Below are 22610 nucleotides of genomic sequence, written 5' to 3' on the forward strand. Positions count from 1 at the left end.
AAGATTTAAGATTTGACAAAATTAATCATGTACACCCAATTAAAGGTAAGTAAGCAACAATAAAGAAAACTAATGAATCAATTCTCCAACAAACCGCAGTACATCCTCCACGTAAATCTTACCTCTTACCTCTTACTTCTTACCTGTTTAGTCCTACACGGCGTTGGTTCTGTACCTTTCTTTTCGGTAGAACAAGAGTTCTGTTATGAGTATAAGAAGGAGGCTTACGGCGGTTGTTGCAAATACTTTTCCAAGGAAGTACCAGAAGTTACCGAACTGCATCCATTCCAGGAAAACAAGATAGCCATGGTGAAGAACGGTAAGCACCAGAACAAAAACCGAATAAGGTGCCCATCCCATGCTGGCAGGAGAAGGTGCGCCATAGCTTTGTTCAGCGCCTTCCTGGCGAATCAGCAGGTTAACCAGGAATGGTCTGATATAAGCAATGAATACGCAGGCGGCGGCATGAAGGCCGGGAGTTACCAGGAAATAATCGAGTGAGAGCCCGAACAGAAAGGCTACGATCATAAGCCAGGCACGGCCCATATTGAAAGGCAGCCAGAGAATATATAAAAAATAGAGGTATGGAACCACAAACTGGTGCAGGGGTGGAATCTTATGCAGGACGAATACCTGCACGAGGATAAAAACAATAAAGCGGATAGTATTTTTTACCAGGTCACTCATTTGTTTTTCTTGTTGCTGTTTCGAGCGCTGTTTGTTCTTCCATTTGTTTATTCCGAACTACATATACATATTGTATCGTAGAAAAATTTGTGGCCGTGCGCAACCGGAGGTTGAGAAAATTAGTACTTGGATCACTGATGGCGGTATCAACAGTTCCGATCAGGATATTAGGTGGAAATATCGAGGACAGATCACTGGTGAGAACGGAATCCCCCTTATTGACCTTGATGTTCTTGGGGATGTTCCGCATCTGTACAAATCGGGGGTTCACTCCATCCCAGCTAACGGATCCACGTTCTTCAGATCCTTTGAGTTTACCATCCACTTTAAATTGCCGGCTGATCATACTCATTACTGTGGCGAAATTATTGCTCACATTCACCACCCTGCCAACTATCCCCCTTGATCCGATCACGGCCATATCAACCGTTACGCCCTGGTTGGAACCCCTATGCAGGGTAAAGAAATTGGTTTGCGTGGTAACAAAACTACCAACTACACGCGCATCCAGATAGGTGTATTTCTGGTATGGCTTAAGGGAGTCAACACGAATGGAATCCACCACGATCCTGCTGCTGGTATCGGCAGGCTGGTAATTAGACCGAAGCATTTCGCGAAGAGATACGTTTTCCTTCACGAGCACTTCGTTGGCCTTTTTTAGTTTGAAGTAGTATTCAACCGTATTATAGCGGTCGTTGATGCTTCCCGTTATTTCACTGGCAACGCCCATGGCCGCTGCCTCATGAAATTTGTTATAACGGAAGAGAAAGGACAATGCAAGCACCTGCAGCGCCAGGAAAAAAATGAAATTGAAATAGCGCCGGATGAACAGAAAGATATTACGCATAGCAGCCTCCTCTTATCAAATTTATGCTTCTAACCCGCTCCTTTATCAGCGCATCACAAACGGATACCGGTCATAATTTTTAAGTGCAATTCCCGTTCCGCGAACAACACTTTTCAATGGATCGTCGGCAACATGCACCGGAAGTTTTATCTTCTGGCTAAGGCGTTTGTCGAGCCCTCTCAGCAAAGCTCCTCCACCTGTGATGTAAAGTCCACGGCGATATATATCCGCTGCCAGTTCCGGTGGTGTTGTTTCCAGTGCCTTGAGGATGGCCTCCTCAATTTTGAAAATGCTTTTATCGAGTGCTTCGGCGATCTCCTGGTAGCTGACCATGATCTGTTTTGGAATTCCTGTTACCAGGTCGCGACCATTAACAGGGATATCGTCGGGGGGATTGTCGAGGTCTTTCATCGCGGCTCCGATCTGGATCTTGATCTGTTCAGCGGTTCTTTCACCGATCAGGAGGCTATGGTAACGGCGAAGGGCTTCCATGATATCGGCAGTGAATTCATCACCGGCAATACGGATACTCTGATCACATACGATACCTGCAAGTGCAATCACAGTGATACCCGTTGTACCACCACCAATATCAATGATCATGTTACCCACGGGTTCTTCCACATCAATACCAATACCCAGTGCAGCCGCCATTGGCTCATGGATCAGGTAAACTTCCTTGGCGCCGGCCTGCTCTGCGCTATCGCGAACAGCACGCTTTTCAACTTCCGTGATGGAAGAAGGAATGCATATCATCATCCGCCATGAAGGAGGGAAAAGAGGTTTTTTGGGGTAGATCATCTTGATCATCTCACGGATCATGAGCTCGGCAGCGTTGAAATCAGCGATAACACCATCTTTAAGTGGCCTTACCGTCCGGATGCTTTCATGCGTCTTCTCGTGCATCATCAGGGCGCGCTTACCTACGGCAAGAACATTTTTCGGGTTGTTCCGGTCAAGTGCCACTATCGAAGGCTCGTTGACCACAATCTCGTCGTTATGTATGATAAGGGTATTAGCAGTACCCAGATCCATGGCGATTTCCTGGGTCAGAAAATTGAATAATCCCATTTTATGCGGTCAGATTTTTAGTCAGGATATAATGTGAGCAAAATTGGAGGAAATAATCCGATTTATCAAAGTAGTATTCATTGATTATCACCAATTTTTTCACAATTAGCCAACTATCGCAAAAGAAGTGCCGAAATAAGTTCACAATGGCTTTTTGCCGACATCTGTTACTTTCGTCATATGTCAACACGGGGTGTAAACATCAATCGCACAGTCTGGATCCTGGCGATGGTCAGCCTGTTCGCAGATTTTGCGAGTGAAATGCTTTACCCTGTTGTACCCTTATACCTGAAAGAAATCGGATTTTCAATAGCATTGATAGGAGTTCTTGAAGGGATAGCAGAGTTTGTGGTCGGACTCACAAAGGGTTATTTTGGAAACTTATCAGATCAACGAGGGCGGCGACTACCTTTTGTACGCATGGGTTATGCACTCAGTGCTGTGTCAAAGCCATTGATGGCTGTTTTTATTTATCCCGCCTGGATCTTTTTTGCAAGAACTATCGACCGGCTTGGCAAAGGCATGCGCAGTGCTGCCCGGGATTCCATACTGGCCGGAGAAAGTACGCCACAAACCCGGGCGAGAGTATTCGGATTTCACCGGGGATGGGATACGGTAGGCGCTGTTCTCGGACCTGCTGCCGCCCTTGCCTTTCTGCATTTTTATCCGGGTTCTTATCGCCCATTGTTCTTTTGGGCTTTTATACCAGGGGTTATTTCTGTTGCTTTACTATTCCTGCTGCGGGAGAAAAAGATCATCAAACATGAAAAAGAAGAATTTCAGCTTCAAAAAAAACCAACCAACTTCTTTTCCTTTTTTTCTTTCTGGCGCGAGGGAAGCCAGGAATACCGCAGACTTGTATCCGGACTACTCCTGTTTGCCTTAGCAAACAGCTCAGATGCATTTCTTTTATTGCAGGCTAAAGCGATCACCGGTTCCGACACCATTACAATCAGCGCCTATATTTTCTACAATATTATTTATGCGGGCGCTGCCTATCCCATGGGGATGCTGGCGGACCGATGGGGCATGAAAAAAACTTTAATTGTGGGAATGGCATTATTCGTACTGGTATATTCAGGCTTTGCCTTTATGAGTTTGAATGCGGGGAAAATCCTGGCTGATTATGCGTTCCTGGTTTTTATATTATTTCTCCTGTACGGTATTTATGCTGCAGCCACCGAAGGCATTTCGAAAGCCTGGCTCAGCAACACCGTTGATCCTAATAAAACAGCCACTGCACTCGGATTATATGGTTCATTACAAAGTATCTGCACGTTAATATCAAGCACTCTGGCAGGATTTATCTGGGTGATATGGGGTGCATCTTTTACTTTCATAGTAGCGGCTACCCTGGCCATCACATCTTTGATCTGGTTGTTGCTGGTTCCAGTAAGGAATGAATCATCCTCACAAGCCAGCTAACTTCGGCTAAGTATCTCCGATACAGAGACCTGGACTTCGCCTAGCCCTATCCGGTATACTGCTATAATCCACCGTGACCGGAGTAAAGACTCAGCGGTTTATCAAGTTCGAGCGCAAGTACAGACATATATTCGTCTTTCACCGTAGCGGGAATATCAATGAATACAAGACCCGGAACCTGGCTCCAGGAGATCTTTCCGACGATTTTGTGCTGAAGGGTTTGCTCTGATCCAACAACCCTTATTTTTTTGATCGTATTCTTCAAACCCTTAACCATAACCGATCCCGAAGGTTTTCCAGTTAAGAAAAGATAAAGAATGGTGGAGTCTTTAGAAATGGTGGAGGGACCATAAAAATGCCCCTGCGGCATTCCTCCCAGGGAACCAAATATTGCCTCTTCATGTTTTTTATTCCACCTGCCCAGTTCCTTTAGTACAGTAACCTGTTGTGTAGGAATACTGCCATCTTCTTTTGGTCCAATATCCAGCAGCAGGTTGCCGCCACTTCCTATGGCATCAGCAAAAATATGAATGATCTCAGATGGAGTTTTCCAGTTGGTATCAGCATGCTGGTAGCCCCAATTATTATTGATGGTCATGCACAGCTCCCACCATTTTCCTTTTGGGCGGGTAATAGGTGTATTTTGTTCGGGTGTGTCATAATCACCATAGCCTGCCAACCTCGCATTAATGATGGCAGAAGGTTTTTTAGCCAGAATTGCGGAGCGTATGGCCGCGGCATTCCACTCTGCCGCACTATGTTCCCAATCGCCATCAAACCACCACAGATCGGGACGAAACTGGTTAGACACTTCATTGATCTGTGCCAGATTAAAAGCAAGGAATCTCTTCCATTTTAAAGAGTCGTCCTTCACTTTATAACGGGAGCTGTCGCTAAGAAAGCCGGGGTAGTCGGGATGCGACCAATCGATCAAAGAAAAATAAGCCCCGCGTTTGATATTGCGTTTATCCAATGCTGCAAAGAATGGGGTGAGCAGGTCGCGGCGGGCGCGCGTATCTTTCACAACATTATAATGATTTTGTTTGCTGGGCCATAAGGCAACACCATCATGGTGTTTGGTGGTGATGACTGCATAGCGTGCACCACTTTCGCGGATCAGTTCTGCCCACTGTTCAGGGTCATAACGGGAGGCTGTGAAGCCACCTAACTGTTTCATATAGTCGCTATGGCTGATCTTGCGGTTGTGAAAGCTCCAGCTCTCATCAATGCCGTTCACTGCATAGATCCCCCAGTGGATGAAAATGCCAAGTTTGGCATCAGCAAACCATTGCATCTTTGAGCTATCCGCCCCAGGGGCAGCAGTTTTTTCACTTGCCACCTGCCCTTCTGTTTGCTGTACAACCACTCCTGTTTGGGCCGGCAAAGTTGTAAATGCCATAACTGCTGAAAACAGAAGAATAGAAACCGAAAATTTCATACACAATCGTTTTGTTTGCACCTTAAAAAGGCACAAGTATCAGGAATGAGACAGAAAGCCCAGACGTTTTTCCGTTTCCTTATCCAATGAAGGCAGGCGCCTGCGCTCTACCAAAAAGCTTGTCAGCTGGGCGATCTCCCTGAATATATAATGTTTGTCAACCGCACCTTTAAGATAGTCTTTGCCGGTACTGCCACCGGTACCCACCCGGGTTCCGATCATACGGTGTACCATATTCATATGCCGATATCGCCAGGTGCTGAGCTGCTCATCGATCTCGAGTAAAACATTAAGCAGCTGAAAGGGCTGCTGAAGCATCGGGTAGCCGCGGTAGAGCATAATAAAAAGAGCTGCCCTGCAAGCTCTTGGTGAGAGCTGTCGAATGGAACCAGAATTATTTCCAGTAGCTGCATGGTCAGCTGGGATGCTGGTGATGCTATCAGTGTTTTCTCCAAATACTGATTCAAAGCCCTGGAGATTAGCTAATTCTTTTTCACTCAGGCTTGACCGGTAGACAGCTGAATAATCTGCAAACCAATCGGGTGCCTGGTCAAGAAATGGCATTCGTTCGAGCCATTGATTAAGCAGACTGATAAGGGGCTGTTCAGATTCTACCTGCTTGATCAAAGCCACCTGCTCCGGCCGTAATTGCGAAGTGTAATACTCCTGACCGTGGCGCTGCATGAATTGCAGTCCCAGCCTGGCTTCCAGCGCCTTGAACTGCCAGCTTTGGAAACCCGATGCCGGCCTGAGCATATCACGGAAATCGAGAAAATCCATTGGTGTCATAGTTTCCATAATATCGATCTGGTGTACCAATACTTTTAATATGGTAACAGAACGCTGGAGCCGATGGACCACGGTTTGTAATTCGGGTGAATTATCATTTAGTTCGGGCTGCTTCATGATGGCATTCACTGATTCCACCTCATACATCACCTGTTTGAACCATAATTCATATGCCTGGTGGATAATGATGAATAACATTTCATCATGTGCGGGTTGCTGCAATAAATCACTTTCCGGTTGTTGCGCATTAAGAATCTTATCAAGCTGGAGGTAATCAGAATAATGAACGTTTTTCATGATCAGGATTTATTGCTTTCAGAAAACTCATACCCGATATCTTTCCGGAAATACATACCATCGAAAGATATTGTGTTCAGTGCCTGTTTTGATAAAGCAACTGCTTCACCAACAGATTCACCATAAGAAGTAACGCAGAGTACTCGTCCTCCGGCAGTAAGCACCTCCCCTTCTTTTTCTACAGTTCCTGCATGGAAGAGGATACTGGCGGGAGGAAGCTGTGCATCAAGCCCTTTAATAAGCTTTCCCTTTTCATAATCACCCGGATATCCACCACTAACCGCCATAACGGTGCAGGCTACCCGCGGATCCTGTACTACGGTAACCTTATCCAATTCACCATTGGCAGTAGCCACGAGAAGTTCCACGAGGTCATTCTGCAGGCGGGGCATCACTACCTCAGTTTCGGGATCACCCATCCGGCAATTGTATTCAATAACAAAGGGTTCTTCATTTACCTTGATCAGTCCCACGAAAATGAAACCTTTATAATCAATACGTTCTTCCTGTAAGCCAGCCACCGTGGGCCTTACCACTCTTTCAATCACTTTATTCATGAAAATATCATCAGCAAAAGGAACAGGACTAACAGCACCCATGCCTCCTGTATTTAGTCCGGTATCAGCTTCACCAATACGTTTATAATCTTTTGCGTCGGGCAGCAGAACGTAGTTCTTGCCATCGGTGAGAACGAAGACGCTCATTTCTATGCCGCTTAAAAATTCTTCGATCACCACTTTTTTAGATGCCTCCCCAAACTTTGCCTCTTTGATCATCTCTTCAAATTCCTTAGCTGCTTCATCGTGATCATTTAATATGAGAACACCTTTACCGGCGGCCAGGCCATCCGCTTTCAATACGATAGGAAGTGCATGCTGTTTAATATATAGAAGGCCTTCTTCAAAGCTGGCGGCATCAAACTCACGGTAAGCAGCGGTGGGTATTTTATGGCGATCCATGAAGGCTTTGGCAAAGGCTTTTGATCCTTCCAATTGTGCACCATAGAGGGAGGGACCGATAATTGACATCAGTGCGCCGCTCTTAAGCGCCACCGGATGCATGCGGAAATAATCCACTATTCCCTTTACCAATGGTTCTTCCGGACCAACAAGGATCATGTCAATGGATTCATCCATACAGAATTGGCGGATCTGTCGGAACTCCGTCAATTTCAGGTCAACATTGGTGCCGCATTGGGCTGTACCGGCATTACCCGGGGCAATGAATAAACGGTCGCAAAGCGGGCTCTGGGCCATTTTCCAGGCCATAGCATGCTCGCGGCCACCAGATCCGAGTAATAATATATTCATGATAATTCTTTCTTATATAAATGAGCCGGATCAACCAATCCGGCTGCGAAAATAGAGAAATGCCTTGAAAAGCTCATCCGGTGGCACTCATACGGATTTTATCCTTATTTTGGCCCATCCAAACAACAGCTAATCATAAATTAACGATCCACTTATGAGTCAATCACAGCTTGCATCCCAATCAGGCCACCCCAAAGGGCTATATATTCTCTTCGCAACGGAAATGTGGGAACGTTTTAACTATTACGGCATGCGGGCCGTGCTGGTGCTATTCATGACCAAAGCCCTTCTGTTTGACAAAGTGTTTGCCTCCAATCTTTATGGCTCTTATACCGGACTTGTTTACCTCACCCCATTGATCGGTGGATATATTGCCGACCGTTACTGGGGAAATAAAAGATCGATCATTGCAGGGGGATTGCTGATGGCGATCGGCGAATTCATACTTTTTTTCTGCGGCTCACTATATAGCACAAACGAATCATTGTCCTCCATATTCTTTTTCTCCGGACTCGGATTCATGATTGCAGGTAATGGTTTTTTTAAGCCAAATATCTCATCACTGGTAGGACAACTTTACCCAAAAGGTGATCGCCGCACAGATGCCGCATATACAATTTTCTATATGGGGATCAATGTAGGAGGTGCACTCGGACCAATCGTTTGTGCATTCCTGGGAGATACCGGCGACCCGGCAGATTTCAAATGGGCTTTCCTGGCAGGTGGAATTGCCATGTTGCTCAGTGTGGTAGTACAACTTGCATTCCAGAATAAATATGTGGTAGCGCCAGACGGGCAGCCATTGGGACAGGTTCCTGGAGATGCCCCGAAAGCATTTTCCAATCCCATATTTGTGGGGTTGGGCCTCGCTGTCTTATCGGCCCTTATGATCGGACTGTTATACATTGATGCGAAAGTATTCAGCTTCCTCACGTACCTGTTGCTGGCATCAGTGATATTCATCGCGTTTTTTATATTCTCTGATAAAACCATTAATAAGTTTGAAAAAGACCGCATCATGGTGATATTCATCGTGGCGTTTTTCGTGATCTTTTTCTGGAGTGCTTTTGAACAGGCGGGAGCATCCCTCACCTTCTTCGCAGATGAACAGACCGACCGGGTATTGAATTGGAATATCCCCATGTGGCTGATTTACGTTCTATCGGCAGCTCTTCTCTATTATACATTCACCCTTTTCCAGAAGGTTTCGAAAGGACTGGCAGATTCCTTCCACAAAAATCTTCGTATTACCGTGCAGGTGCTGCTGGCTATTTTGTTTATCACCGTGCTGGTTGGAAATATTTTACTTGCGATGAAAGGACAGTCATCAATACTTATTGATGAAGTTCCTGCCAGCGCATTTGCGTCACTGAACTCCATTTATGTTGTGGCATTTGCACCCGTATTTGCGTGGCTCTGGATAAAACTTGGTAAAAACGAACCATCGTCCCCTACAAAAATGGCATGGGGATTATTGCTACTAGCCCTTGGATATTTGTGGATCGCATTTGGCGTAAAAAATGTTGAGCCTGGCATTAAGGTGAGTATGATGTGGTTGCTTGGCATGTATGCCTTGCACACCTGGGGTGAACTCTGTTTGTCACCCATCGGACTTAGCCTGGTGAATAAGCTGGCTCCTTTAAAATTTGCCTCCCTGCTGATGGCTGTTTGGTTTCTTGCCAATGCTGCCGCCAATAAATTTGCTGGTGTGCTGAGTGCCTTGTATCCCGATGGAAAAACCACCAGCTTCCTCGGCTACGAGATGAAAGATAATTATGATTTCTTCATGCTCTTTGTGGGCATGGCGGGCCTCGCATCATTGATACTCTTCCTGCTCACCAAGAAGCTGCAGAAGATGATGCACCCGCGGGAGATGTAAGAGGGAAGAGTTAAGAAGTAAGATTTGTTGTGGTGGCAGGTGTGTTGAGTGAATGGAAAAAATTTGGAAGTGCTAAATCTTACCTCTTAATTCTTAAATCTTACCTCAATTCTTACCTCTTACCTCTTAAATTTTATCTGTGAAGCATCCGCGCGCACTACCATACCTCTTCTTCTCCGAAATGTGGGAACGTTTTGGTTATTACCTGATGATCGGAATTTTTACGCTTTACCTGAAAGATGTAAAGACCGGGTATGGAATGACGGAAGCAGAATCTGCAGATCTCTATGGCACTTTCATCGCCCTGGTTTTCCTTACGCCATTTTTGGGAGGGTTACTGGCCGATCGTTATTTTGGTTACCGTAGATCAATCATTGCCGGTGGATTGATGATGGCAGCAGGATATTGCCTCATGGCCATCCATAACACCGCCATGCTGTATACCAGTATGTCACTTGTTATAGTGGGAAACGGATTCTTCAAACCCAATATCAGTACGTTGCTTGGTAACGTTTATTCAACCCCTCAGTTTAAAGCGCAGAAAGACGAGGGGTATAATATCTTTTATATGGGCATCAACCTGGGTGCCTTTATCTGTAACTTTTTTGGTGCCGCCCTATATATAATGCTGGGCTGGGGATATGCGTTTATAGCAGCGGGTATTGGAATGCTGATCGGGGTGGTGGTATTTATCATTGGCACAAAACACTATATAGCATTTGATATAAAGAAAGGCGTGAGCAAGGATGATATGTCAATCACCCGTATCGTATTACTTATTCTTTTGCCTTCCGTAATTGCGGGTATACTTGGCTGGTTGCTTCCCGGCTCATTATTCGGATCAGACTCAACGGATGCATTCATCTTCGCCTGTATCCCGGTTCTGTATTTTTATGGTTCGCTCTATTTCAAGGCCGAAGCCAGCGAGAAGCGACCTATTGCCGCGCTGCTGGCGATCTTTGCTGTGGTGATCTTGTTTTGGGCAGTATTCAAACAAAATGGATCGGCATTAACTACGTGGGCCGATCGTTATACAAACCGCTCACTGGAAGGCACGACGGCAAAAGTATTTGACAAACTAAGTCTCGCGCAGACCATTCCCTATAAAAAAGACAGTGTTGCCCTCTACGATCAGCAGTTCCGCTTACAAAAGGAAAACGGCGTGATACTGAAAGAGTTTAACTACCATCCTTATTTCCGCAACCTGAATGAAGAACAGAAGCCAGCGGAAGGATCTGGCGTTATGGTTTGGGCAACCAACCTGAGCCAGAGCATTAATCCCGGCTGGGTGATACTTCTGACCCCATTAATAGTTGCCCTATTCACCTGGATGCGTAATCGAAACCGTGAACCCAGCACCGCAACCAAGATTGCCTGGGGATTATTTATCTCCGGACTCTCCGCACTTGTAATGGTGGCAGCAGTTTATGCAAGCAATAATGGTGCAGAGAAAGCAAGCCTATGGTGGCTTGTAGCAGGATATGGTGTTATCACGGTGGGTGAACTATTTCTGAGTCCGATGGGATTGTCGATAGTAAGCAAATTGAGTCCGCCGCGTATAACTTCCCTGATGATGGGAGGTTGGTTCCTGTCAACATCTATTGGCAACAAACTCTCCGGTGTACTCGCCACCATGTGGGATCAATACGAGCATAAGGCGAACTATTTCTGGTTGAATTTCGCATTGCTGATGGCAGCTGCGGCGATGTGCTTTGCAATGTTGAAATGGCTTAATGGCATCTTAAGGGAAAGAGGACTCTAGACAGGTAAGATGTAAGATTTGTTGTGGTAGCAGGTGTGTTAAGTGAATGAAAATAGTTTGGAAGTGCTCCAGCCTAATTCTTACATCTTACCTCTTACCTCTTACCTGTATCAGTTGTTCTTGAATGGGACCACCATTTCGAAGGCGGGAATATCAACATCAAAGAATTTCTTGGTATCCATGTTTTCCATCTGGTAGGTGCCAGACATGCGGCCCATTTCGGAGCGAAGGTTACAACCGCTTACATACTGGTAACGGTCACCGGGCGTGAGCATGGGTTGAACGCCAACTACACCTTCGCCTTCTACTTCCCGGTGGTCGCCATTTGAGTCGAATATATGCCAGTGCCTGCGGTGCAGTTTCACCGAAAAATTATTGTGATTATCTATGGTGATCCGGTAGGCAAACATGAACTCGCCCGCTAACGGATTGGAATAATCGGGCTGGTAATAGGTTTCCACACTCACCTCAACCCCCTGTGTGGTAGTACTGTTCATTCCCAAAATTTGTTTAAAGGTATACAAAAACAACAGCAGCAGGTAGTTTTTGTTCATTTTATGAACGTTCGTTCGTAACCCCGGCTTACCTTTGCGCCACCTGATAATTTCAATCTGTAAATAGCATTATATGAAAATAGCTGTAGCCAAAGGCGATGGTATCGGTCCCGAGATCATGCAGGCTGTATTGGATATTTTTACGGCCAATAAAGTTCCGATCGAATATGAATATGTGGATATGGGTAAATGGGTGTTCGACAAAGGTTATTCCAATGGGATGACCCCCGAAGCCCAGCAGACCATTGAAGACCTGGGAATCCTGTTTAAAGGACCCATGGAAACTCCCAAAGGCAAAGGCGTAAAAAGCGTGAATGTTACTGCGCGGAAAACCTGGAATACCTATGCGAACAAGCGCGTTTTCCAGACCCTTCATGGTGTAGACACTGTTTTCAGTAAAGCAGGAATTCCCATCGATCTTACCATTGTTCGCGAAAATATTGAGGACACCTATGGCGGAATTGAACATATGCTAACGCATGATGTTGCACTCAGCCGTCGTTTTATTACGCGGCCGGGATCACTCCAGGTGATCAAATACGCATTTGAAATGGCCAGCAAGAACGGATCAAAACGCATCACTTGTGGTCATAAGGCCAATATCATGAAGATCACCGACGGACTCTTCCTGGAAGTATTTTATGAAGTGGCAAAAGAATACCCCCATCTTAAAGCCGACGATGTTATTGTTGATGATCTCTGTATGAAACTCGTGAGCCGCCCTCAGGAATTTGATGTGGTGGTACTCACTAACCTGCAGGGAGATATTGTGAGTGATCTCTGCGCCGGACTGGTTGGCGGTCTCGGATTTGCTCCATCCGCAAACATCGGCGACCATATCTGTATTTTTGAAGCAGTACATGGCACCGCACCTGATATTGCAGGGAAGAACATTGCAAATCCAACTGCGCTGCTCTTAAGCGGTATCGCCATGCTGAGGCACCTGGGAATGATGGAAAATGCGGCAACAATTGAAAACGCCCTCCTATATACTTTGGAAAGTGGTGTACATACAGGTGATTTTGGAGATAAGAGTATTCCTTCAGTAAATACCACCGTGTTTGCGAATGCGATCATTTCCAACCTTGGCAAAACACCAACACATGGTGCAAGACCTATGTTACCCAACCAGCCTGCCACTCAAACTGTTTTCAAGCTGGAAGAAAACCCGATGATCATGTCAAAAGAACCCGAAGATGAACTGATCGTAGGGGTAGATATGTTCATTGAAAGCAGTGAACAACCAATGGTGATCGCGGAAAAATGCCTGCTGCATGTTGGTGATGTTTTTAAACTTGTAACCATCAGCAATCGCGGTACACAGGTATGGCCTAAAGGATCGGTATTTACAAATATGGTTAACCAGTACAGCGCCCGTTTTGAAAGTGTTGGCGGGGCTGCTGTAACACAAACAGACATCCTCGAACTGTATCGTGCACTGATGGCCGATTTCAAGATCTGTTCAACTGAATTATTAAATAAATGGGGCGATAAGAATGCTTATAGTCTGGCGCAAGGGCAATAAGCTAAAGGGGAAGGAAAATATTCCGGGCTGAATAAACGCAATGGAGCCCAATCATAAAAACAGCCGCATATTTGCGGCTGTTTTTTTTGTTATGTATATTACTCTTCTAAGAAACCATTCTATGTATAAAGCGCGCCACCTCCCCTTTTTGTTTATTACCGGGTATAGTATGTTATGCCTCGCATTGTTCCTGCTTGATTTGCGCGGATCAGGAAACAATTACCTTCTCCTAATGGGACTCACCGGCATGATCCTTTCCATCAGCTTTTGCGTGTTGTGCTGGATGGAAATTTCTGCTTCAACCAGGTTAAGCAAGGCCGAAAAGAACAGGTGGAAAATCGGGCTGTTAATAATGCCCACCCTTGCCGGGGTATTGTATATGATCAAAGGCCGTGCGAATGCAATAGACTAACCAATACTTTATTGAATCATGTTTTATCGGTTGGCAATAATGAATTGAGCGATGCCGTTCATTTAAGCTTAGAAAGGCAATTTTTGGGTTATAGCAAAGGAAACAAATGCTGTTGCCACCATCGTTACAACTGCCAGCAGGAATAGCAGTTTACCCCGCCGGATTATCTCCGGTTCTTTATCACGCCGCCCTTCATACCATATATACGCACTGTACATAGCTAACAATGCTGCACAAACGAAAACAAGCTGGTAGAGCCCCCAACTTGCTGCGGTAGCATCGAGAAGAAATAATTTTTGAAGGAATTGATGAGCCATTGGAATTATTGATTATTAGCGATGGTCTTGGTTAGAGGGCTTCAGAATAGGTGAGATAGAAATTTATGATATGAAAGCGATAATTCAGTTTAGGGACTTTGAAAACAGAGTAAAGTATTGACGCTTAGCTCACACTTTCTTTGAGCGACCATATCCATTTTTCAGAAGCCACTGCAATACTTTATCCCGCTGGTCGCCCTGCACCAGCGCTTCTCCATCTTTAACTGACCCGCCGGTACCGCAAAAGTTTTTGAGTTGTTTTCCCAGCTTCTCCAGATCATCAGAGGAGCCGATAAAGCCTGTGATGAGCGTTACGGCCTTCCCCCCTCTTTGTTTGGTATCAAGTTTAATGCGCAACAATTGTTTATCGGATGGGAGTGTTTCAGATTGTTCCGTTTCTTCAGGTTCAAAACGGAAACCGGGGTCAGTGGAAAAAACGAAACCGTTCTTATCTGATGATCGTTTCTTAGACATTTGAAATGGTATGATGGTCCAAAAATACTACTCAGGAAGCAAACGGAGGTTGGGAGTTACTATTTTGCAAATGCGTCAACTTTAATTGGCGCGGTATTTTCAGGCTGGTTCTCAGAAGAGGCTCCATGCTCATTTGAAGTAGCTTCATGAGGATGCTGGTGCTGAAATGAGGCTGTATCATTATGATTTGATATGGCTGGGTCGGCTAAATTTTGCGGCATCGGTCCGGCCTGCTTTTGCGCTGCGGTTTCTGCCAGAAGCTGTCGGAACATTTTCTCCGCATTCTTTTCATTACCGATGAGGTCTTCCAGACTTATCTTATCGAGGAATCGGTCGATCTGGTTTTGTAGCACCCGCCACAACGACCTTGAACTGCATTCAGCAGAGTTGGTGCAAACAGTTAAAAGGCCGGCATGTAGGCCGCAGTAACCATCATCAAACAAACTCCCACCAAGGGCTTTAAGAACAACGTTCACTGAAATATCTTTCCGCGGCCTCGATAAAAAGTATCCGCCTATTTTTCCGGGAGTGCTTTTAATAAATCCTTCCTGCCTTAGCAGCCTTGTGAGCTTAGCTACATAGTTCATGCTAAGGCCCTCCGCCTGGCTGAGCTGGGAAATAGTGAGACCCTCCGGCTCGGAGCAAGCGGCTATCCTGATCAGGATACGCAATCCATATTCTTCCTGTGCGGTGATCTTCATTATTATTTGTTTTACATAAATCCAAGCTCAAGCCTTGCAGCTTCAGACATCATGCTTTTATCCCATGGCGGGTTCCAGGTTACAGAAACATGCACATCATTCACCCCTTCAATTTCACGGACACGCTGGTCAACCTCAACAGGAATACTTTGTGCGGCGGGACAACTAGGCGCTGTGAGCGTCATTACCACCTGAACATTGTTGATAGGTAGAATTGACACTTCATAGATGAGGCCCAATTCGTAAATACTCACCGGGATCTCCGGATCGTAGATGGTTTGGAGTACCTCAATAACTTTTTCTTTTAATTGTTCCTCTGTGTTCATGCTATCCGCTTGATTTGTCCATTAATTTAAAGGCCATGGCATAACTCTTCATCTGCTTCACCATGGCAACAAGTCCATTAGAACGGGTTTGGGCAAGATGGGTGGTCATCCCGATGGCCTGAATAAAGCCAAGTTTTGCTTCAATGATATCATCAGCACGCTGCCCACTCAATACCCTGATCAACATACTGATCAAACCCTTTACAATCACTGAATCACTATCGGCCTGGTAATAAACCCTGTCACCTCTTCTCTCCGCAACCAGCCAAACTGTACTCTGGCACCCCCTTACACGGTTCTCATCAATTTTATGAACCGATGGCAAAACCGGAAGTTTTTTTCCCAGGTCTATGATATATTCATACTTATCATCCCAGCTGTCGAAGAGACTGAACTCTTCTATTATTTCTTCTTCAATTATTTCTATTGTCTTTTCTGTCATCTCCTATGTTTTCCTCAGGAAAGTTTCCTGATGGCATTTTCAAGGGCTGCCATCATGCTATCAATTTCTTCTTTGGTATTATAAATAGCAAAGGATGCACGGATAGTTCCGGGAATCCCAAACCTGTTCATCAGGGGCTGTGTACAATGATGACCTGTACGAACCGCAATACCACGATTATCAAGCATTATACCAATATCCTGCGGATGAATTCCATCAATCACAAACGATACCAGGCTGATCTTTTCTTTAGCTTCGCCGATTATTTTCAAGCCCGGTATTGCCTGTAGTTTGTCGGTAGCATATAGCAACAGTTCATCCTCCCAGGCAGCTATATTTTCTTTGCCATAATGTTGTATAAAATGAATGGCATCACGAAGTGCAACTGTATCGGCAATATTTGGTGTGCCCGCTTCAAATTTATAGGGAAGATCATTGTAAGTGGTTTTTTCAAAACGCACTTCCCTAATCATCTCTCCGCCGCCCTGGAATGGGGGCATGTTTTCCAGAATAGCTTTCTTTCCATATAATACGCCAATGCCCGTTGGACCATAGATCTTATGACCAGAGAAAGTATAGAAATCAGCATCCAGGTCCTGTACATCAATAGGGATATGCGCTGCCGATTGTGCTCCATCAATCAATACGAGAGCGCCATTCTTATGTGCCATTTCAATGACCTGCTTAACCGGGTTGACTGTTCCTAGTGCATTGGAAACATGTACTATAGATACTAACCTGGTTTTGGGTGATAACAACTTTTCATATTCCTCCAGCAGAAGTTCGCCTGCATCATTGATTGGGATCACTTTCAATACAGCGCCTTTTTCCTCACATAATATCTGCCATGGAACAATATTGGAATGATGTTCCATGGTGCTGATGATGATCTCATCACCGGCTTTGATCTGCTGGCGTCCCCATGAATACGCGACGAGATTTATGCTTTCGGTTACGCCACGTGTAAAAATGATCTCTTCTATGGAAGATGCATTGAGGAATTGCATAACCAGGTGGCGTGTAGCCTCATAAGCCGCCGTAGCCTCTTCAGCCAGTGTGTGAATGCCGCGATGTATATTGGCGTTAGTATGCGAATAGTAATTGATCAGCCCATGGATCACCTCCGCCGGTTTCTGCGTTGTGGCTGCATTGTCAAAATAAACAAGCGGATGACCTTTCACTTCCCTGGAAAGAACCGGGAACTGCTTACGTACAGCATCAACATCTATTGATCTCCGCTGTGTTGCACTATGCTTCAAAACGGTTGAATCAGTATTCATAGTCTTTAAGTTCTAACCGATGATTGATCAGTTCTTCCATATAATTCCGCAATGCCAGGGGCTTGATCTGTTCCAGGATATCGGTGGCAAAGCCATGCAATAACAATGACCTCGCCATCTCTTCGGAAATACCTCTCGAACGCAGGTAAAAGATCCCATCTTCATCAAGCTGTCCAATGGTACAACCATGTGAACATTTCACGTCATCCGCAAAAATCTCCAGCTGTGGTTTTGTGTTTACAGTTGCATCCGGAGAGAGAAGGATGTTCTTGTTCGACTGGTAGGCATTTGTTTTCTGCGCCTGTTGTCTTACAAAGATCTTACCGTTGAAAACCCCGGTGGATCTGTCAGACATTACACCTTTATATAGTTCATTACTGAAACAATGTGGCTTTACATTATCTACCAGGGTGTGGTTATCAATATGATCATCGCCTTTAGGCATATAGAGGCCGTACATATGACTTTCACAATGTTCTGCATCCAACACGATGTTCAGGTTGTTCCGAACCAGTTTGCCGTCAAGACTGATGGTAACCACATGACTATTACTTTTTCCTACATGACGGATATGCGTGGTACTCACGATGCTGCTGTTAGGCGCATCATGCTGTAACTTATAATATTCCAGGAATGCAGCTTCTTCAACAACAGCTTCCACAACCTGGCTGGTGAGGCAATCAACATTTCCAATGGTGATATTATTATCGATCACCTGCAAAACAGCGCGCTCAGCAAGGTGAATAAGACAACGGGGCTGCAGGAACTGGTGCTGCGTGCGGGCATCAGCGATATTAATTATATAGAGGGGTTGCTCTGGTACGGCAGCCTTTTTAACGGCAACAAAAGCGCCATCGCGAAGCCATGCAGTATTCAGTGCATGTAAACCATCTTCATGGTATTTGCTGCTATGGCCGAGATGAGCTTTTACGATGGGTGCATATTCATTTTCTGCAGCAATTGCCAGCGGTAATACTTCAATACCACTGGATCGTATAACCGAGAATGCCTCTGAATAAAGTCCATTTATGAAAACCAATTCGTTGGCCTCCGCTTGCCCCGGCAGCCGCAGAGCATTGAGGTCTTCGCGCGTAAAGGGAAGATCAGCTCCCGAAACAGGGAGGTTGAGTTGCTTGTTGAACAGGCTGCTGAGACGGGTATATTTCCATTCTTCGTGACGGGTGGTGGGAATACCAGTTCGCCTGAATTTTTCAAGGGCACCACGACGAATTTCCCGGAGATTATCAGCCCCGTTCATCGATAGTTCCTTATCAAGCTGTTCGTATATGTTATCGATATTTTCCATTAAGTTTCTGATGTTTTTATGATCCCTGTAAAGGGCGAATGAAAGAAGGTTTTAAACTGCGGCTGTTTCATTCTTGATGAAATCATAGCCCCTTTCTTCCAGCTCCAATGCAAGTTCCTTTGTACCGGAACGAACGATCTTACCGTTCCACAATACATGTACAAAATCAGGTACGATATAATCCAATAAACGCTGGTAGTGCGTTACCACCAATACAGCGTTATCTTCCCTGCGAAGGCTGTTCACACCATTCGCCACGATCCTTATGGCATCAATATCGAGACCAGAATCGGTTTCATCCAGGATCGCCAGCTTGGGTTCGAGCATTGCCATCTGGAACACTTCATTTCTTTTCTTTTCACCACCTGAAAAACCTTCATTCAGCGAACGACTCAACAATGTTTTATCAATATTCACCAAAGCCATTTTTTCCTTCATAAGCTTCAGGAACTGCACAGCATCCAAAGGATCCTGTCCGCGGTACTTACGTACTTCGTTCAAAGAAGTTTTCATGAAGTTGATTGTGCTCAGTCCCGGTATCTCCACAGGATACTGGAATGCGAGAAACAGCCCTTCCCCTGCCCTTTCTTCGGGCTTAAGATCAAGCAGGTCCTTACCATTGAATTCCACGGATCCTCCTGTCACTTCATAATGATCACGGCCGGCCAGAACGGAGGCCAGGGTGCTTTTACCGGAACCATTGGGGCCCATGATGGCATGAACCTCACCCGCTTTTATATCAAGGTTAATTCCTTTCAGTATCTCACGTTCTTCAATATTCGCTGTCAGATTTTTAATGCTTAACATTATCAGTTTTTTTCTATTATTAATTTGTTCTCACGGGCATCATTACCCTACGCTTCCTTCGAGGCTGATGGCCAGCAGTTTCTGTGCTTCAACGGCAAATTCCATCGGCAGCTGGTTCATCACTTCTTTTGCAAATCCGTTAATGATGAGTGCCACAGCAGTTTCTGTATCAATTCCCCGCTGGTTGCAGTAGAATAGCTGGTCTTCACCGATCTTGGAAGTAGTAGCCTCATGTTCAACAATAGCAGAATTGTTTTTCACCTCTATATAAGGGAAGGTATGTGCGCCACATTTATCACCTAGCAGCAATGAATCACACTGCGAAAAATTCCGGGCGTTGGAAGCATTCCTGCTCACATGAACAAGTCCGCGGTAACTGTTATTGCTGAACCCGGCAGAGATCCCTTTTGATACGATCCTGCTCTTGGTATTTTTACCCAGGTGCATCATTTTTGTTCCGGTATCGGCCTGTTGGTGGTTATTGGTAACGGCAACAGAGTAAAATTCGCCAGTGGTATTATCACCCTTAAGAATCACGCTGGGATACTTCCAGGTTATGGATGAGCCTGTTTCTACCTGCGTCCAGGAGATCTTTGAGTTATCGCCTTTACATATGCCCCGCTTGGTAACGAAATTATAGATACCGCCTTTACCTTCCTTATCGCCGGGGTACCAGTTCTGTACGGTTGAATATTTTATTTCGGCATCTTTCATGGTGATCAGTTCCACCACCGCCGCATGCAACTGGTTTTCGTCGCGCATCGGGGCTGTGCAACCTTCCAGGTAACTCACATAGCTGCCTTCGTCGGCAATGATGAGGGTTCTTTCAAACTGACCGGTATTTTCAGCATTGATCCTGAAATAGGTGGAGAGTTCCATCGGGCAGCGAACTCCTTTGGGGATATAGCAGAAGGAACCGTCACTGAATACCGCAGAGTTGAGGGTGGCGAAAAAGTTATCGGTAATTGGCACCACAGAACCGAGGTATTCCTGAACCAGTTCGGGATGCTCGCGGATGGCTTCACTTATAGAACAGAAGATGATACCTTGTTCCTTAAGCTGGTCTTTAAATGTGGTGGCAATCGAAACACTGTCCATTACCACATCAACTGCTACACCGCTTAATCTTTTCTGTTCGTCGAGAGAGATCCCGAGTTTTTCAAAGGTTCTGCGAAGTTCAGGATCAATCTCATCAAGACTACCCGGAGCTATCTTTTGTTTGGGGGAGGAATAGTAGATAATATCCTGATAATCAATGCTATCATATTTGATATTAGCCCATTGAGGTTCCTTATCCTTTATGGTTAGCCAGTGACGGAAAGCTTTCAGCCGCCAGTTTAACATCCATTCGGGTTCATTTTTCTTGGCCGAAATAAAGCGGACTGTGCTTTCATCCAGTCCCATCGGGGCCTCATCTGCTTCCATGGGGGTTACAAACCCATATTTATATTCCGTGAAAACATGAGGCGGAATAGTATTCAGTTCGTTTTCCATTATTTTTCCACTCATCTTGTTATTAATACAAAAAAGTACAAACAAAGTTCGGCATTAAAGACGAGACGAAAAAACTGAAATGAAATCTTAACAGGATTTAGCGCATAACCGCTTTCAGACTGAGGTCCAGGCTCCGGGCCTGGTGAATGAGGGCGCCCACGCTCACATAATCGACACCTGTTGAGGCATATTCAAGGAGGTTATCGAGGTTGATCCCTCCGCTTGCTTCGGTTTCAAAACCGGGGGGGATGAGGGGGAGTGCTTCACGGATCATGGCCGGACTAAAATTATCAAGCATAATACGGAAGACCTTTCCTTGTCCAACGGATACCACTTCCGTAACATCCTCCAGCGACCTTGTTTCCACTTCTATCAGCAGGCCGGGTTTCTGTGTTTGCACATAGTTGAAGGCCTTATCGATGGCTTTTGTGATGCCACCGCAGTAATCTATATGATTATCCTTGAGCATGATCATATCATAGAGTGCAAAACGATGGTTAACGCCGCCACCTATGGCAACGGCCCATTTTTCGAGCAGGCGGAAATTGGGAGTAGTCTTCCGGGTATCCAGAACTTTGGTATGAAGGCCTTTTAAATGGTCGGTATATTTCCTGGTGAGGGTGGCGATTCCGCTCATGCGCTGCATGCAGTTCAATACAAGCCTTTCGCACATAAGAATGGTATGCACATCGGCATCCACTTCAAAGGCAACTTCTCCAAATTTCATGAGATCCCCATCCTTTTTGAAAGCACGGAAGCTGATATCAGATTGCATATGACGGAAAATACGTTCTGCCACGTCCATGCCTGCAAGCACACCGTCTTCTTTGATCTTCAAAACAGCAGTGCCTTTTTCGCCGGCCGGAATAGCGCTGAGGGTAGAATGGTCGCCGTCACCAATATCTTCTGCCAATGCATCGGTGATGAGTTTGTTAAGGAGTGCTTCAAATGCTATCATAAAACAAATCTAAGCATAAAAAAAGCCCACCATCGCTGGCGAGCCTTCTTACTATAAAACTATGGTTTCTCTTCTGTTACTATATAAAGGTCCCCAATTACTCCTGCTGGAACCTAACCTCCTGCAGAAGCTGCTTGTCGCCTTTCTGCTTCATAAATATGGTTGTACGATAACGACCATTATGGGTGTTTAACATACCGATCACAAAGTTGGAGCCGCTGTTCTCACCCCGGTGCTTGGGCTCAAAGGATTTAACGCCGCCATTGCTGCTGAAAAAATCCTTTATGATCATCTCCGCCTGGCTCCTGCTGTAGTTATCGCTACGATCGGGCAGTGATATATCAACCCGATTATCAAAAAATCTTGAAAGCATGTTGGCATTGCCTGATTTCAGTGCTACCACAACCGAATCCATCTCAGTTCCTTTATTGGTAAAAGAAACCAGGAGTGAACCCAATGCGATAAGGATAAGTGTAAAAATGTTTTTCATTCGTAGAATTTGATTGGTT

Annotated in this window: 23 protein-coding genes; 5 read left to right on the forward strand and 18 right to left on the reverse strand. The window is 45.3% G+C overall.

Annotated elements, in window-relative coordinates; translation table 11 throughout:
- Positions 1-153: 153 nt before the first annotated feature.
- Genes V6M43_RS04615 through V6M43_RS04625 form a run of 3 tightly spaced genes read right to left on the reverse strand, consistent with a single transcriptional unit; the run spans position 154 to position 2605 of the window.
- A complete protein-coding gene (locus tag V6M43_RS04615) occupies positions 154-687 on the reverse strand; it encodes a rod shape-determining protein MreD (RefSeq protein ID WP_332732857.1) in 534 nt (177 codons plus the stop codon).
- Positions 680-1534 carry a rod shape-determining protein MreC gene (mreC, locus tag V6M43_RS04620; protein ID WP_332732858.1) on the reverse strand — a complete coding sequence of 285 codons (855 nt, stop codon included), beginning with the start codon at positions 1532-1534 and terminating at the stop codon, positions 680-682. Before mreC ends, V6M43_RS04615 begins: the two co-directional genes overlap by 8 nt.
- A 45-nt stretch (positions 1535-1579) precedes the next feature.
- The gene (locus V6M43_RS04625) at positions 1580-2605 is read right to left on the reverse strand and encodes a rod shape-determining protein (protein ID WP_187256272.1); all 1026 of its coding nucleotides are present in this window, start codon (positions 2603-2605) and stop codon (positions 1580-1582) included.
- Positions 2606-2785: 180 nt separating this feature from the next.
- Here V6M43_RS04625 and V6M43_RS04630 point away from each other — a divergent pair, with 180 nt between their 5' ends.
- Entirely contained in the window at positions 2786-4030 is a 1245-nt protein-coding gene (locus V6M43_RS04630; RefSeq protein WP_332732859.1) for an MFS transporter, read from the forward strand.
- Positions 4031-4091: 61 nt separating this feature from the next.
- Here V6M43_RS04630 and V6M43_RS04635 read toward each other — a convergent pair whose 3' ends face one another.
- The 3 genes from V6M43_RS04635 to purD are packed head-to-tail and all read right to left on the reverse strand — an operon-like array spanning position 4092 to position 7864.
- Positions 4092-5468: an alpha-L-fucosidase gene (locus tag V6M43_RS04635; RefSeq protein WP_332732860.1), complete on the reverse strand. Its 1377-nt coding sequence runs from the start codon at positions 5466-5468 to the stop codon at positions 4092-4094.
- Positions 5469-5507: 39 nt separating this feature from the next.
- Positions 5508-6554 (reverse strand): tryptophan 2,3-dioxygenase, encoded by a 1047-nt coding sequence (locus V6M43_RS04640; RefSeq protein WP_332732861.1) that lies wholly within the window; start codon positions 6552-6554, stop codon positions 5508-5510.
- A 2-nt stretch (positions 6555-6556) separates the two neighbouring features.
- The gene (gene purD, locus V6M43_RS04645) at positions 6557-7864 is read right to left on the reverse strand and encodes a phosphoribosylamine--glycine ligase (protein WP_332732862.1); all 1308 of its coding nucleotides are present in this window, start codon (positions 7862-7864) and stop codon (positions 6557-6559) included.
- Between the two features lie 154 nt (positions 7865-8018).
- Between purD and V6M43_RS04650 the strand changes: the two genes are divergently transcribed.
- Together V6M43_RS04650 and V6M43_RS04655 are read left to right on the forward strand one after the other, a co-directional pair.
- The gene (locus V6M43_RS04650; RefSeq protein ID WP_332732863.1) at positions 8019-9743 is read left to right on the forward strand and encodes a peptide MFS transporter; all 1725 of its coding nucleotides are present in this window, start codon (positions 8019-8021) and stop codon (positions 9741-9743) included.
- 139 nt (positions 9744-9882) lie between these two features.
- The gene (locus V6M43_RS04655) at positions 9883-11505 is read left to right on the forward strand and encodes a peptide MFS transporter (protein WP_332732864.1); all 1623 of its coding nucleotides are present in this window, start codon (positions 9883-9885) and stop codon (positions 11503-11505) included.
- Positions 11506-11615: 110 nt separating this feature from the next.
- Here V6M43_RS04655 and apaG read toward each other — a convergent pair whose 3' ends face one another.
- Complete coding sequence (gene apaG / locus V6M43_RS04660) at positions 11616-12002, reverse strand: Co2+/Mg2+ efflux protein ApaG (protein ID WP_332732865.1); 387 nt, start codon at positions 12000-12002, stop codon at positions 11616-11618.
- Positions 12003-12132: 130 nt separating this feature from the next.
- Here apaG and V6M43_RS04665 point away from each other — a divergent pair, with 130 nt between their 5' ends.
- Together V6M43_RS04665 and V6M43_RS04670 are read left to right on the forward strand one after the other, a co-directional pair.
- A complete protein-coding gene (locus V6M43_RS04665; RefSeq protein ID WP_332732866.1) occupies positions 12133-13584 on the forward strand; it encodes an NADP-dependent isocitrate dehydrogenase in 1452 nt (483 codons plus the stop codon).
- Positions 13585-13705: 121 nt separating this feature from the next.
- On the forward strand, positions 13706-13996 hold the full coding sequence (locus V6M43_RS04670) for a hypothetical protein (protein WP_332732867.1): 291 nt from the start codon (positions 13706-13708) through the stop codon (positions 13994-13996).
- A gap of 68 nt (positions 13997-14064) precedes the next feature.
- Here the strand turns inward: V6M43_RS04670 and V6M43_RS04675 are convergent, their stop codons facing one another.
- The 11 genes from V6M43_RS04675 to V6M43_RS04725 all read right to left on the reverse strand — a co-directional run bounded on the left by V6M43_RS04675 (position 14065) and on the right by V6M43_RS04725 (position 22591).
- Complete coding sequence (locus V6M43_RS04675) at positions 14065-14313, reverse strand: hypothetical protein (RefSeq protein WP_332732868.1); 249 nt, start codon at positions 14311-14313, stop codon at positions 14065-14067.
- 129 nt (positions 14314-14442) lie between these two features.
- Positions 14443-14787 (reverse strand): translation initiation factor, encoded by a 345-nt coding sequence (locus V6M43_RS04680; RefSeq protein ID WP_332732869.1) that lies wholly within the window; start codon positions 14785-14787, stop codon positions 14443-14445.
- Positions 14788-14846: 59 nt separating this feature from the next.
- Positions 14847-15488, reverse strand: coding sequence for an RrF2 family transcriptional regulator (locus tag V6M43_RS04685; RefSeq protein WP_332732870.1), 642 nt, complete (start codon positions 15486-15488; stop codon positions 14847-14849).
- An 11-nt stretch (positions 15489-15499) separates the two neighbouring features.
- Positions 15500-15814, reverse strand: coding sequence for a DUF59 domain-containing protein (locus tag V6M43_RS04690; RefSeq protein WP_332732871.1), 315 nt, complete (start codon positions 15812-15814; stop codon positions 15500-15502).
- A gap of 1 nt (position 15815) precedes the next feature.
- Positions 15816-16256, reverse strand: a complete 441-nt coding sequence (locus V6M43_RS04695) for a SufE family protein (RefSeq protein WP_332732872.1) — start codon at positions 16254-16256, stop codon at positions 15816-15818.
- Positions 16257-16270: 14 nt separating this feature from the next.
- On the reverse strand, positions 16271-17536 hold the full coding sequence (locus V6M43_RS04700) for a cysteine desulfurase (protein WP_332732873.1): 1266 nt from the start codon (positions 17534-17536) through the stop codon (positions 16271-16273).
- Positions 17526-18842, reverse strand: a complete 1317-nt coding sequence (gene sufD / locus V6M43_RS04705) for a Fe-S cluster assembly protein SufD (protein ID WP_332732874.1) — start codon at positions 18840-18842, stop codon at positions 17526-17528. Before sufD ends, V6M43_RS04700 begins: the two co-directional genes overlap by 11 nt.
- A gap of 51 nt (positions 18843-18893) precedes the next feature.
- A complete protein-coding gene (gene sufC, locus V6M43_RS04710; RefSeq protein ID WP_332732875.1) occupies positions 18894-19649 on the reverse strand; it encodes a Fe-S cluster assembly ATPase SufC in 756 nt (251 codons plus the stop codon).
- A 42-nt stretch (positions 19650-19691) separates the two neighbouring features.
- Positions 19692-21158 carry a Fe-S cluster assembly protein SufB gene (gene sufB, locus V6M43_RS04715; RefSeq protein WP_332732876.1) on the reverse strand — a complete coding sequence of 489 codons (1467 nt, stop codon included), beginning with the start codon at positions 21156-21158 and terminating at the stop codon, positions 19692-19694.
- A gap of 82 nt (positions 21159-21240) precedes the next feature.
- Positions 21241-22101, reverse strand: a complete 861-nt coding sequence (nadC, locus tag V6M43_RS04720; protein ID WP_332732877.1) for a carboxylating nicotinate-nucleotide diphosphorylase — start codon at positions 22099-22101, stop codon at positions 21241-21243.
- A gap of 97 nt (positions 22102-22198) precedes the next feature.
- Positions 22199-22591: a DUF4783 domain-containing protein gene (locus V6M43_RS04725; protein ID WP_332732878.1), complete on the reverse strand. Its 393-nt coding sequence runs from the start codon at positions 22589-22591 to the stop codon at positions 22199-22201.
- Positions 22592-22610 lie beyond the last annotated feature (19 nt).

This window comes from Flavihumibacter sp., assembly GCF_036676075.1.
Classification (GTDB): Bacteria; Bacteroidota; Bacteroidia; order Chitinophagales; family Chitinophagaceae; genus Flavihumibacter.

Bases quoted from the DNA above. Each gene is read 5' to 3' on its own strand.
- V6M43_RS04625 (WP_187256272.1), bottom strand. From the start codon at position 2,605: ATGGGATTATTCAATTTTCTGACCCAGGAAATCGCCATGGATCTGGGT.
- V6M43_RS04675 (WP_332732868.1), bottom strand. From the start codon at position 14,313: ATGGCTCATCAATTCCTTCAAAAATTATTTCTTCTCGATGCTACCGCA.
- V6M43_RS04680 (WP_332732869.1), bottom strand. From the start codon at position 14,787: ATGTCTAAGAAACGATCATCAGATAAGAACGGTTTCGTTTTTTCCACT.
- V6M43_RS04635 (WP_332732860.1), bottom strand. From the start codon at position 5,468: ATGAAATTTTCGGTTTCTATTCTTCTGTTTTCAGCAGTTATGGCATTT.
- V6M43_RS04640 (WP_332732861.1), bottom strand. From the start codon at position 6,554: ATGAAAAACGTTCATTATTCTGATTACCTCCAGCTTGATAAGATTCTT.
- sufC (WP_332732875.1), bottom strand. From the start codon at position 19,649: ATGTTAAGCATTAAAAATCTGACAGCGAATATTGAAGAACGTGAGATA.
- V6M43_RS04725 (WP_332732878.1), bottom strand. From the start codon at position 22,591: ATGAAAAACATTTTTACACTTATCCTTATCGCATTGGGTTCACTCCTG.
- purD (WP_332732862.1), bottom strand. From the start codon at position 7,864: ATGAATATATTATTACTCGGATCTGGTGGCCGCGAGCATGCTATGGCC.
- V6M43_RS04685 (WP_332732870.1), bottom strand. From the start codon at position 15,488: ATGAAGATCACCGCACAGGAAGAATATGGATTGCGTATCCTGATCAGG.
- V6M43_RS04695 (WP_332732872.1), bottom strand. From the start codon at position 16,256: ATGACAGAAAAGACAATAGAAATAATTGAAGAAGAAATAATAGAAGAG.
- V6M43_RS04630 (WP_332732859.1), top strand. From the start codon at position 2,786: ATGTCAACACGGGGTGTAAACATCAATCGCACAGTCTGGATCCTGGCG.
- V6M43_RS04665 (WP_332732866.1), top strand. From the start codon at position 12,133: ATGAAAATAGCTGTAGCCAAAGGCGATGGTATCGGTCCCGAGATCATG.
- apaG (WP_332732865.1), bottom strand. From the start codon at position 12,002: ATGAACAGTACTACCACACAGGGGGTTGAGGTGAGTGTGGAAACCTAT.
- V6M43_RS04700 (WP_332732873.1), bottom strand. From the start codon at position 17,536: ATGAATACTGATTCAACCGTTTTGAAGCATAGTGCAACACAGCGGAGA.
- sufB (WP_332732876.1), bottom strand. From the start codon at position 21,158: ATGAGTGGAAAAATAATGGAAAACGAACTGAATACTATTCCGCCTCAT.
- V6M43_RS04615 (WP_332732857.1), bottom strand. From the start codon at position 687: ATGAGTGACCTGGTAAAAAATACTATCCGCTTTATTGTTTTTATCCTC.
- mreC (WP_332732858.1), bottom strand. From the start codon at position 1,534: ATGCGTAATATCTTTCTGTTCATCCGGCGCTATTTCAATTTCATTTTT.
- V6M43_RS04690 (WP_332732871.1), bottom strand. From the start codon at position 15,814: ATGAACACAGAGGAACAATTAAAAGAAAAAGTTATTGAGGTACTCCAA.
- nadC (WP_332732877.1), bottom strand. From the start codon at position 22,101: ATGATAGCATTTGAAGCACTCCTTAACAAACTCATCACCGATGCATTG.
- V6M43_RS04650 (WP_332732863.1), top strand. From the start codon at position 8,019: ATGAGTCAATCACAGCTTGCATCCCAATCAGGCCACCCCAAAGGGCTA.
- sufD (WP_332732874.1), bottom strand. From the start codon at position 18,842: ATGGAAAATATCGATAACATATACGAACAGCTTGATAAGGAACTATCG.
- V6M43_RS04670 (WP_332732867.1), top strand. From the start codon at position 13,706: ATGTATAAAGCGCGCCACCTCCCCTTTTTGTTTATTACCGGGTATAGT.